General features: G+C 36.2%; 9 protein-coding genes and 9 tRNA genes. 4 read left to right on the forward strand and 14 right to left on the reverse strand.

What is annotated here, in order from left to right; translation table 11 throughout:
• Window position 1 precedes the first annotated feature (1 nt).
• Genes K9V48_RS05285 through K9V48_RS05300 form a run of 4 tightly spaced genes read right to left on the reverse strand, consistent with a single transcriptional unit; the run spans window position 2 to window position 4,712 of the window.
• Window positions 2-1,357 (reverse strand): sensor histidine kinase, encoded by a 1,356-nt coding sequence (locus K9V48_RS05285; RefSeq protein ID WP_224137524.1) that lies wholly within the window; start codon window positions 1,355-1,357, stop codon window positions 2-4.
• Window positions 1,358-1,360: 3 nt separating this feature from the next.
• Entirely contained in the window at window positions 1,361-2,047 is a 687-nt protein-coding gene (locus tag K9V48_RS05290; protein ID WP_224137526.1) for a response regulator transcription factor, read from the reverse strand.
• Between the two features lie 17 nt (window positions 2,048-2,064).
• On the reverse strand, window positions 2,065-3,528 hold the full coding sequence (locus tag K9V48_RS05295) for an SLC13 family permease (protein ID WP_224137528.1): 1,464 nt from the start codon (window positions 3,526-3,528) through the stop codon (window positions 2,065-2,067).
• The gene (locus K9V48_RS05300; protein WP_224137530.1) at window positions 3,525-4,712 is read right to left on the reverse strand and encodes a glycerate kinase family protein; all 1,188 of its coding nucleotides are present in this window, start codon (window positions 4,710-4,712) and stop codon (window positions 3,525-3,527) included. Before K9V48_RS05300 ends, K9V48_RS05295 begins: the two co-directional genes overlap by 4 nt.
• 165 nt (window positions 4,713-4,877) lie before the next feature.
• Here K9V48_RS05300 and K9V48_RS05305 point away from each other — a divergent pair, with 165 nt between their 5' ends.
• From K9V48_RS05305 to K9V48_RS05320, 4 genes are all read left to right on the forward strand, one after another.
• Window positions 4,878-5,102 (forward strand): transposase, encoded by a 225-nt coding sequence (locus tag K9V48_RS05305; RefSeq protein WP_224137533.1) that lies wholly within the window; start codon window positions 4,878-4,880, stop codon window positions 5,100-5,102.
• A gap of 216 nt (window positions 5,103-5,318) precedes the next feature.
• Entirely contained in the window at window positions 5,319-6,560 is a 1,242-nt protein-coding gene (locus K9V48_RS05310) for an MFS transporter (protein ID WP_224137535.1), read from the forward strand.
• A gap of 109 nt (window positions 6,561-6,669) precedes the next feature.
• The gene (locus tag K9V48_RS05315; RefSeq protein WP_224137536.1) at window positions 6,670-7,938 is read left to right on the forward strand and encodes a 3D domain-containing protein; all 1,269 of its coding nucleotides are present in this window, start codon (window positions 6,670-6,672) and stop codon (window positions 7,936-7,938) included.
• A 339-nt stretch (window positions 7,939-8,277) separates the two neighbouring features.
• Window positions 8,278-8,673: an SET domain-containing protein gene (locus K9V48_RS05320; RefSeq protein ID WP_224137537.1), complete on the forward strand. Its 396-nt coding sequence runs from the start codon at window positions 8,278-8,280 to the stop codon at window positions 8,671-8,673.
• A gap of 169 nt (window positions 8,674-8,842) precedes the next feature.
• Here the strand turns inward: K9V48_RS05320 and K9V48_RS05325 are convergent, their stop codons facing one another.
• The 10 genes from K9V48_RS05325 to K9V48_RS05370 all read right to left on the reverse strand — a co-directional run bounded on the left by K9V48_RS05325 (window position 8,843) and on the right by K9V48_RS05370 (window position 11,381).
• Window positions 8,843-10,204: an aspartate kinase gene (locus tag K9V48_RS05325; RefSeq protein WP_224137538.1), complete on the reverse strand. Its 1,362-nt coding sequence runs from the start codon at window positions 10,202-10,204 to the stop codon at window positions 8,843-8,845.
• A 324-nt stretch (window positions 10,205-10,528) separates the two neighbouring features.
• Window positions 10,529-10,602, reverse strand: a tRNA-Arg gene (locus K9V48_RS05330).
• Between the two features lie 62 nt (window positions 10,603-10,664).
• Window positions 10,665-10,739 (reverse strand) — tRNA-Asn (locus tag K9V48_RS05335).
• A 14-nt stretch (window positions 10,740-10,753) separates the two neighbouring features.
• Window positions 10,754-10,827, reverse strand: a tRNA-Ile gene (locus K9V48_RS05340).
• Between the two features lie 12 nt (window positions 10,828-10,839).
• Window positions 10,840-10,913 (reverse strand) — tRNA-Gly (locus K9V48_RS05345).
• An 8-nt stretch (window positions 10,914-10,921) separates the two neighbouring features.
• A tRNA-Gln gene (locus K9V48_RS05350) sits at window positions 10,922-10,996 on the reverse strand.
• 21 nt (window positions 10,997-11,017) lie between these two features.
• A tRNA-His gene (locus K9V48_RS05355) sits at window positions 11,018-11,093 on the reverse strand.
• 15 nt (window positions 11,094-11,108) lie between these two features.
• A tRNA-Trp gene (locus K9V48_RS05360) sits at window positions 11,109-11,182 on the reverse strand.
• A gap of 3 nt (window positions 11,183-11,185) precedes the next feature.
• Window positions 11,186-11,269 (reverse strand) — tRNA-Tyr (locus tag K9V48_RS05365).
• 36 nt (window positions 11,270-11,305) lie between these two features.
• A tRNA-Phe gene (locus K9V48_RS05370) sits at window positions 11,306-11,381 on the reverse strand.
• Between the last annotated feature and the right edge of the window lie 48 nt (window positions 11,382-11,429).

Genomic DNA, 11,429 nt, shown 5'->3' on the forward strand with positions numbered 1-11,429 from the left:
ACTACACCTCCAATTTTGGCAATGTAAAAGTAAAAGTTGAACCATTTCCTTCAACGCTTTCCAGGGTTATGTCACCATCATGATGTTCAACTATTCGCTTTGCAATTGATAGTCCTAGACCAGATCCACCAGTTTTACGATTTCTCGTTTTATCTACACGATATAATCGATCAAAAACATGAGCTTGAGCTTCAAATGGTATTCCTATTCCTTTATCTGTCACACTAATGCTCACACCTTTTTTCCATTCTTTCAGCTCTACTTTAATTTGATTATCGCTATATTTTTTGGCATTATCTAACAAAATAATTAATAATTGAACAAAGCTCTGTTCATGTATATTCATATGAATCTCGCGTTGTTCATTTTTCAAATGAATCTCATGCTTATAAGCTTGTTGTAATCGATGAATCGTCTCCTCGACGATTGGGACAATGTTGACTGTATTTTTTTCATTTTCAATACATTCTTCAGATTTTGCTAATTGCAGGAATTGTTCCGTTAAATATTTCATACGGCTTGATTCAGACGCAATTGAATCAATAGCTTCTTCTAATATATCAGGACGATCTTTCCCCCAACGTTTTAATAATTTCACATAACTATCAATTACCGTTAAAGGCGTCTTCAGCTCGTGAGAAGCATCTGAGACAAACTGTTCTTGCTTTGTATAACTTTTTTCTAGCCTTTTGATCATTCGATTGAACGTCATGGCCATTTCAGTTAATTCGTCTTTCGCTTCGTGCATAATCAATATTTTTTCAAATGATCCATCTTTTTCAATTAAATCCATCGTTTGAGTCAAACGTTGAATTGGAGACGTAATCACACGTCCTAAAAGTCGGCTAGTCAAGAATAAAATAATAATGACGATAACCGTTGCATACACAAATACCCATTTTAAATCATTGATGTTACCAAAAAGAATATCGACATTCTCAACAACTTGTAAATTTACAATCGCTCCGTTTTCGTTAAATGTAGGAATGGAGACAACCACAAACATTGAGTCCTTATATTGGATGACTTCTTCGAATTGATCATCATCATATTTACTTGGTATATTTCGATAGTCTTTGTCTTTATTCGTTGTCACTTGAATTGTAGGATTGTTGTTTTGATCCACAATACGAATCATACCATTACTTATTAAATACGCTTGCAATACTTGTTCCATCGATAAATTTGATTTTTTATTAAGCTCTATAACAGTATTATTCGATGTATTTGTTAATCTATTAATTTCAGAAGTAATCGCTGAATTTTTGAAAATAAAATAAATCGATGTATTGGCTACAATGAGTAACACAATTAATACAACAGTTGTTGATAGTTGAATTCGTGTTCTTAATCTCATACATTAATCCTTAATCATATAGCCGATACTGCGAACGGTATGAATAAATTGATTGTCAAAAGAGTCAATTAATTTTTTTCTCAAATATCGAATATACACATCTACAATATTCGTATCTCCATAATAATCAAATCCCCATACTTCATTTAAAATCTGTTCACGTTCAAGTGCACGATTTTTGTTCTTCACTAAATAAAGCAAGAGATCATACTCCCGAGGTGTCAAATCGATCATACGATCCTTCTTAAACACTTCTCTCGTATTTGAATGAATTGTAATAGAATGAATAACGTAAACACTTGATTCCACATGAGAGTCACTCTTCGGCTTAAAGCGAAGATTTGTACGTATACGCGCAAGTAATTCTTCAATTTCAAATGGTTTTGTCATATAATCATTCGCACCTAAATCCAATCCGTTTACTTTATCATAAACTGAATCACGTGCCGTCAGCATGATTACGATTATTTCGTTATTTTCATGACGAATTCGTCTTAACACTTCCATTCCATTCAATTCAGGTATCATTACATCTAAAATGACTAAGTCTATCTCTTCTTTTTCTAAAATGGATAATCCATCTCTACCTGTATGTGCAATACTTACTCCATACCCTTCATGTTCCAATTCTAGCTGAATTACTCGCGCAATTTTCTCGTCATCTTCAATAATTAATATCTGATCATTCATCAATTTCACCTCAAGATTTATAAGTGCATCCCCGCCCACTGCCAATAAGAAAAATAGAACAACATCATGACTAGTATATAAAGAGGCATTAAGATGGCGCTAATCTTTAATAGATTACTAGCATCATATGAAGTTTCCCCTTCCTCATAAAATAGTAGTAATGCCTTAGAGCTGACAGGAACTGTAACACAATAGTTCATACCTATTAAACTTAAAAAAACAACTGTAGAAGGGTTCACTCCTATCGTTTCACTAAATAATAATAAACTCGGAATAAAGACGATTGCGCGTGTTGTATGTGATGTAATATACAAATGACTTGAAACGGTTACAAGCAAGATGATAAATACAATGAACCATTCTGGCGCACCTATAAACATATGTAGAACATTAAGCATTTCTTTTTCAATCCATTTTACTACACCTGAATCAACTAACACTTTTCCAAGCGCAGTTGCTGCAGCAACAAATACAATCAAATTCCAGGATATTGACTTCATTCCTTGTTTCCAACTAATGATTCCGTAATTCGGCATCATGACTAAGATTGCGCCTACCATCGTAATAAATGCTATATCATAGCCATGTACACTTTCTGTCATCCAACCTACTATCAAAAACGACATCAAGATCACGGTCTTTTTTTCTTTTCCGTTAATCGGTTGCCTTAACATCATTTTATCTTCAGTTTGTACGTTTTCTATTTCCCTAAATTCATCTTTCGGCCACAACATCCATTTTATTATAAAAAATGAAAAAAGTGTAATAACCAAAGTAAATGGCACACCCCATATTAACCAATCAATATAGGAAATAGATTGATCAACTGTGCTTTCAAGTAAACCTATTCCAATTAAATGAGATCCCGCACCTATTATAGTTGCTGATGTACTCATTAATATTATAACGGGTGCTAAAATAGCCAACACACTTTGTTCTTTAGTCGAAAATTTTTGACTTAGCTGATTAATGATCGGCATTGATAACGCCGCTCGACCTGAGGTAGAAGGAATGAAAAATACTGATGCAAATAAAATCGAACTTACCCCGAGCAGCACATTGCTTTTTTTATTAAACTTTCTCAATATTGAAAAGGTTAATCGTTCTGCTAACCCGGACTGTTTAACTGCTTCACCAATGATAAATGAACCAACCATTAACCATACCACCTCCTCAGATAGTGAATGGTATAACAATTCTGGATCTTCCGCATTCATTATTACGATGAACATAATAAGTGTAATTGCTACAAATCCCGCGGGAATTTTCGTTGTGATCCATAACGTCATCGCTGATAAGAATGCAAATAAGGATATCTTCGCACGATAGTCTAAACCATCGATCAATACGATTACTAATAAGACTAGGACGTGTATACTTATGATCACTAATGACTTTATAGATAATTGATTTATCCATATTTTGATTCGATTATGATTTTCTATGTGCTTTTTAATGTGGTGCTCCATTCTCGTTATCATCTTTGATAGACCCTTTCTTTCAAAAACTTTCTTTTAGCAATATCTAAACCAATAGTAACTTGTCGTAATACTGACTCCGTACTTTCTTCTATCCATTTTGGTGCTTTTTTTATTGCCATTTCTAAAGATGTTGGTTTTTGAATAATACTGCTATAGGCATCTATACCTGCATGATAGTTTAAATCTGCTCCTTTACCGATTGTTCCAGTAATTGCAATGACTGGGATGTTATTTTTTTTCGCAATCCGAGCAACTTCCGACGGGATCTTTCCATTTGGAGTTTGAAAATCTAAGCTACCCTCTGCCGTAAACACGATATCTGCTGTTAATATTTTTTCTTCTATATTAATATAATCCATAATAATATCGAATCGTGGATGTAATGTGGCACCTGTAAATGCAATTAGTCCTGCACCTAATCCGCCTGATGCTCCACTGCCTGGCAATGATCGAACATCCGTCCCCACTGTTTCTTGAATTAATGTCGCATAATGTTCTAACGCTGATGATAATTGTTCAACCTGTACTGGTGTCGCACCTTTTTGGGGTCCAAAGACTCGTGCAACTCCCTCTTCCCCACATAAAATGTTCTGCCAATTACATGCAACATCAATAGCTACAGTTTGTAAACGTTTATCTAATTTGGTTAGATCTAGAGAGTCAACTTTCAATAAATCCTCTCCACCGTTGATATGAACATATCGATGTTTCTTATCAAAAAACTGAACCCCCAATGCTTGCGCCATTCCTGCACCACCATCTGATGTACCAGAATCACCACAGCCAATTAAGATATTATCAACACCTAAATCAAGCGCAGACAAAATTAACTCTCCTACACCATATGTAGTGGTTTTCAATGGATTCCTTTGATCACGAGGGACTAACTTCAACCCAGACACAGCTGCCATTTCAATCACAGCAGTTCGTTTATCATTCTCTACAAAAAGACCAAAATGGCTCAATACCTTTTCCCCTACTGGACCTGTAACTTGTTGGTAGATTAATTCTCCATCTTTTAAGTTTACGATTGTCTTCGCAAATCCTTCTCCACCATCGATCATCGGAATAACTTCCATATCGATAGTCTGATCAAAACGCCTCACGCCACGTTCCATCGCTAAAGCTACTTCCTCAGCATCTAGACATTCTTTAAATCCGGACGGTACAATTACAATTTTCATCAAACATTCCTCCAACAATACTTTTATTACTTTGTAATGTACTATCAAAAAACTAACAAATACTTAGAGAATTATTAATAAATGATTAGAAAATAGATAAGAATTATTAGAGGGGAGAAGTTTTTAAAAAAGTCCTTTGAAATTCGTCCATATGGAAAGGCATAAATGAAAAGCGTTCGTGGAACAAACAAAATCAAGGTATTAGTAGGGTTATCCTTAACCAAAAAGGGACATCTGCTTTATATAAAAATGGAAGTCGTCCCTGATATAAAAAGAAAAACCTTGATTCATTTTGCTAAGAAAGGTATCCAACCAGATTCAACGATTTGTAGTGATACTTATCATTCCTATCGAGCGCTTGTTGAGGCTGATTTTAAGCATATGTATTAAGTTTATAAAACAATTACTTATTCTGAACTAGTGGAATAATCATTGTTTAGATTAAAATGCCTCTGAAGAAACGGGTTGTTTCACATTGTCCTACCTTCATGATTGCACTAATATTCTTATTATTCCCTTGAAATTTTCCCTCAAATTGACAATAATATGACTATTGGGATATTTTGAGTTACGAAACAACTACTTTATTTAAAGGGGAAGGATAGTATGTCCACTGCTTCAATTCCAAAACAACCTGGATCCTATCAAAAGGATACAGGAACCGTTTACAATATTTTATTTATTCTTGGTCTTTGTCACCTGTTAAACGATAGTATCCAAGCTGTTATACCAGCGATGTTTCCGATTTTAGAACAATCAATGGGGCTTTCGTTTACGCAACTTGGTCTAATCGCATTCTCATTAAGTATAGTATCTTCTGTGTTGCAACCAGTTGTTGGATTTTATACAGATAAGCGTCCGATGCCATACGCCCTTCCAATTGGGTTAACGAGCAGCATGCTTGGTATTCTTGGATTAGCATTTGCACCCTCCTTTTTAACAATCCTCTTCTCCGTTATATTTATTGGATTAGGATCAGCAATTTTTCATCCTGAAGGATCGCGAGTAGCCTATTTAGCTGCTGGCAAGCGACGTGGCTTGGCACAATCCATTTACCAGGTAGGGGGTAACAGTGGGCAAGCACTAGCCCCGTTAATTACCGCCCTAATCCTTGTTCCACTAGGTCAATTTGGTGCCATCTGGTTTACAATCGTCGCAGCACTTGCCGTTGCGTTTTTAGTTTATATCGCAAACTGGTATTCCCGTCGATTAACGTATATTGAACGAACTCGTAAACCGCAGCCAAAAGCGAAAATGAAAAATCCAGCACTTTCTAAATCGATTAGGAATGCGCTATTGGTTATTGTTTTCCTTATTTTTGCTCGAACTTGGTATTCGAGTGCTATTTCAAACTTCTTTACCTTTTATGCAATCGAAAAATATCATTTAACGATCGCAGGAGCGCAGGTCTATATTTTTATCTTTTTGCTTATGGGTGCAGTTGGAACATTTCTTGGCGGCCCGCTAGCCGATAAGTTTGGGAAACGTACTGTCATAATCTTATCTCTACTTGCAACAGCACCGCTCACTTTATTATTACCTTTTGTTGGAGCTACTCTTTCCCTAATTTTATTAGCTATTATCGGAGTTATTCTAATGTCTAGCTTTTCTGTAACTGTTGTCTATGCACAGGAGCTTATTCCAGGAAAAATTGGTACAATGTCAGGTTTAACAGTAGGATTCGCGTTCGGAATGGGTGCTATTGGCTCCATTGCATTAGGGTCTTTGATTGATTTAGTCGGATTAACACCTACAATGATCGCCGTTTCCTTCCTACCTTTACTTGGCCTACTAGCATTCTTGTTACCAACGGATAAGAAATTACACGAATGGCAGCAAGAGAATTAAGTAGAATAATAGGATAATAGGTAAAAAATGGTCTAATATTTAACATAATTGTAATCTAAGAACACCCCTTTCTATCTTATAATTAAAAGGATGAGAAAGGGGTTGCTTTATGCGAGCTTTAAAGCGAATAATTGCCACGCTTGGTGTCTTACTACTATCATTACCTATTTCATATGTGGCAAACGCAGAAACTACTAAAGACACTTTAAAAAGTGCTGAAGAACAGCTAGAGCAGAATCAACAAACCATTCTTCAAAAACAACAAGAGCAGCTAGCTGTTCATGAAGAAGTAGACAGTATTCGAAAAAATTTACAAAAATTAGAAAATGAAATCTCTCAAAATCAACAAAGTCTAACACAAGTAGAAGATAAGATTAAAGAGATCAAGCAAACTATCCAACAAAAAAAAGAAGAGATTGTACTGCTTCAAGACAAGGTATATGCGCGTGAAGGAATTATGGAAAAACGATTAGTAGCACTCCAACACAGCGATCATACAACGATTGTTATTGAAACTCTAGTGAACTCTGATAGTATTGGGAATTTCGTAGAGCGAATCGGAGCAGTTGCTACACTTTTAAATGCTGATAAAAAAATATTAGATGAACAAGAAGCTGATTTAAGGCAAATTGAAGAAGATAAAAAAGAAATCGACCAACAAGAGCAACTTCTTATAAGTCAGCAAGCTGAACTTGAAGGAAAACGAGCAACGCTTGATGAAAACCGTTTAAAAAGAAATGATGCATTAATTGCAATGCAAGATAAATATACAAATCTAGCAACTGAAATCAATCTTGCAGAACAAGAAAAAGCAAATGTTCAATCGCAAATAAAATCGATTCAGGCTGAAATCCAAAAGGAAGAGGCTGCTGCAAAGGCGCGGGCTGCTGAACTGGCTAAAGCAAAAGAAGCTGAACAAGCAAGAGTTGAAAGAGCAAAAGAAGAAGCAAAAGCTGCTGAACAGGCAAAAGTTGAAAAAGCAAAAGAAGAAGCAAAAATCGTCCCAGCTGTTAAATCATCTCCTACACAAAAAAACAATACTACATCTACAATAACCGAGACAACTAAAAAATCTGAACCATCTAAGTCTGGGAAAGAAATGTATGTAACTGCAACAGCATATAGTCACGAAGATACTAAAAGTGATATAACCTACTCAGGATATAATATTAAAGAAAATCCACATATGAAGCTCATTGCTGTTGATCCTGGCGTAATCCCTCTTGGTTCAAAAGTTTTGGTTGAAGGGTACGGGGTTGCGATTGCAGGTGATACTGGTGGAGCGATTATTGGACATAAGATTGATGTACTAATGCCTTCAAGTGCACAGGCACGTCAATGGGGACGTCAAACAGTTAAGATCACCATTTTAGATTAAAATCCTACCAATGAATCTATTAAAATAGATTATTAAATATCTGAGGAACTATAGGATAGGTAAAACAGATTATTTCTGTTTTACCTATCTTTTTTGCAAATAGGACTTATTCATAAAGATAAAGCGCGACTTATCAGATCTTTACGGGCAATTTATCCCTAGCTTCTTTGTTCCTCTTCAATCTTAAGGTAGGGAGTTTTACTGCCCATTTTATGTATGAGCAAAACAACACTTTGATTTAAATCAAATCATGCAGTAAAATTAGTTAGTACAACTTGGCTAATCACCAAGCTCTTGTGAAAAAAGTACTTAATATAATAGAATGCGTAGGTGACTAACATGATTGAAGTAAAAACTTCTACACTTAGTGATGGAGAATTTAATAGAGGGGTATTCGCGACACACGATATAAAAAAAGGTCAGCTTATACATGAAGCACCAGTCATTCCTTATCCCAATGAGCAACACGTACACATTGAGAAAACATTACTTGAAGATTACGCGTTTGAATACGGCATAAATCACACTGCGATCCTCCTGGGCTATGGCATGCTGTTTAACCATTCGTATACACCTAATGCAACTTACGATATTAACTTTACTAACCATACATTTGATTTCTATGCTTACACAGATATTAAAGCAGGGGACGAGATTCTCATCAACTATAATGGTGATGTCGATGATAATGAGCCACTTTGGTTTAATATGGACAAAGAATTAGAAAAAGGGTAAATTCCATTGATGCGTCCTCAAGTAATCATAATGGACTGACTATATTTCTGAATAAGACTAAAGTTGAAATTATGTTAACGTAAAAGCCATTATTCAACAAATTAGAAAGCAAAAAGGCGCTTGATAGTAAACCCAAGTGCCTTTTTGCTTTTTACTGCTTTTCCAATTATTAAACCGTCATAGCTACAAAAAATTCATTATATAAAGCTTGGACTGCTTGTTTTTCTTGCGCTTCTTTTACACCAAACATCATGCTTACCTCTGAAGAACCTTGATTGATCATTTCAATGTTTACACCTGCATTAGCAAGCGCATTTGAAGCACGAGCAGTTGTACCTACATTGTGGCGCATTCCTTCACCAACGACCATAATCAGTGCAAGATTATGTTCAATGATGACTTCATCTGCATGTAATTCTGTAATAATACGGTCAGTTATCGTCTTTTCTAATTCGTTATCCATTTGACTTTGCCTTAAGATGACCGTAATGTCATCGATTCCAGATGGTACATGTTCATAGGTTAAGCCATAATCTTCTAAAATTTGAAGCAGTTTACGTCCAAATCCTATTTCTCGATTCATTAAATATTTACTTACGTAAATACTACAGAATCCTTCATCACTAGCAATACCAATAACAGGACCATTAGAATTTGCACGTTCATTTACAATTTTTGTTCCAGGAGCAGATGGATTATTTGTATTCTTTACATTTACAGGTATACCGGCACGGAATGCTGGAATTAGTGCTTCATCATGAAAAACAGAAAATCCTGCATATGAAAGCTCACGCATTTCTCGATATGTTAACTCCTTAATTTCTTTTGGATTCTGAACAATAGTAGGATTTACTGAATAAACGGCATCAACATCTGTAAAGTTTTCATATAAATCAGCTTTAACCCCGTTTGCTAAGATGGAGCCCGTAATATCCGAACCACTTCTTGAGAATGTTAAAACCTCACCACTTTTGCTGTACCCAAAAAATCCTGGAAAGATAATAATACCTGAGCGGTCACGTAATTTATATAAATTTTCATATGATTCAGGAAGCACTTGAGCATTACCTGGTTCATCAGACACTAACAGACCAGCCTCTTTTGGGCTAACATACTGTGCGTCAATACCACTATGTTGGAAATAAGCAGCTACTAACTTTGCATTATTATCCTCACCGCTTGCTTTTACCGCATCTAGATAACTCTCTTGATTGCTTTTATTCCCATTCAGTAAATTCTCTAAGTCTTGTGTAATGGTTCCAATAATATCGCTCGAAATCGATAATTCTTTTGCAATACTTGCATATCTATCAATAATTGCTTCAAAGACACTTGTAGCATCTTCATTCGCCAAGTGCTTTTCCGCACATTCAATTAATAAATCCGTAACTTTAATATCAGCCGAATGCCGTTTCCCCGGAGCAGAGACGACAACTACCTTTCTTTCTGAATCTGAAACCACAATTTGTAATACTTTTTTAAGCTGTTCCCCAGATGCTAAAGAAGAACCCCCAAACTTTACGACCTTCATTCCTACAACTCCTACTATTTAAAATTTTCAGTTAAATTTTAGTACCTATTATCGCTTGTTTTCACAAAATAATCAAGAGTTTTCTTTTGTTAGAATAACATTTAATCTCTCTTCAATTAACATCTATATTAAGAAAGACACTACCTTCTCTCTCTACCCTTCCTTTATTTAGTATACGCTTCAAAGCTCATTTCATAATCAATATTAATATCTATGACACCTATAAAATTACTATGTCAGCCACTCTATTCTTTAAAACTGACATAAATTTTATAGGTTTTTATACAAGAAAAAGCCAACCGTTATGGTTGACTTTTCAAATGATGCGCCTTAGAGGATTCGAACCTCTGACCCACAGCTTAGAAGGCTGTTGCTCTATCCTGCTGAGCTAAAGGCGCGTAATATTTATAATGGGAAAATCATGAAAGAGCATTCTGTACGAGTATTACTCCCATTAAAATGGCTCCGCAGGTAGGACTCGAACCTACGACCGATCGGTTAACAGCCGATAGCTCTACCACTGAGCTACTGCGGAATAAATCTAAATGATGGGCCTAAATGGACTCGAACCATCGACCTCACGCTTATCAGGCGTGCGCTCTAACCAGCTGAGCTATAGGCCCAAAATAGTAATTTGGAGCGGGTGAAGGGAATCGAACCCTCATCATCAGCTTGGAAGGCTGAGGTTTTACCACTAAACTACACCCGCAGTAAAATTGGCTGGGCTAGCTGGATTTGAACCAACGCATGTCGCAGTCAAAGTGCGATGCCTTACCGCTTGGCTATAGCCCATTAATTTATTTTAAAAATAAATGGGGCGACTGATGGGAATCGAACCCACGAATGCCTGAACCACAATCAGGTGCGTTAACCACTTCGCCACAATCGCCATTATTTATTAAATTGGCAGGGGTAGTAGGAATCGAACCCACATCAAAGGTTTTGGAGACCTTCGTTTTACCATTAAACTATACCCCTAAATGGTGGAGGGGGGCAGATTCGAACTGCCGAACCCGAAGGAGCGGATTTACAGTCCGCCGCGTTTAGCCACTTCGCTACCCCTCCAAATATTATAGAAAGTTAGGTTATAGTTAGATTAAATGGTGGCTCAGGACGGAATCGAACCGCCGACACATGGATTTTCAGTCCATTGCTCTACCAACTGAGCTACTGAGCCATACAGTTTATGGCTTCCACTAAACTTCGAATCTCTGCGTCAGCTCTT

Source organism: Metabacillus rhizolycopersici, assembly GCF_020075705.1.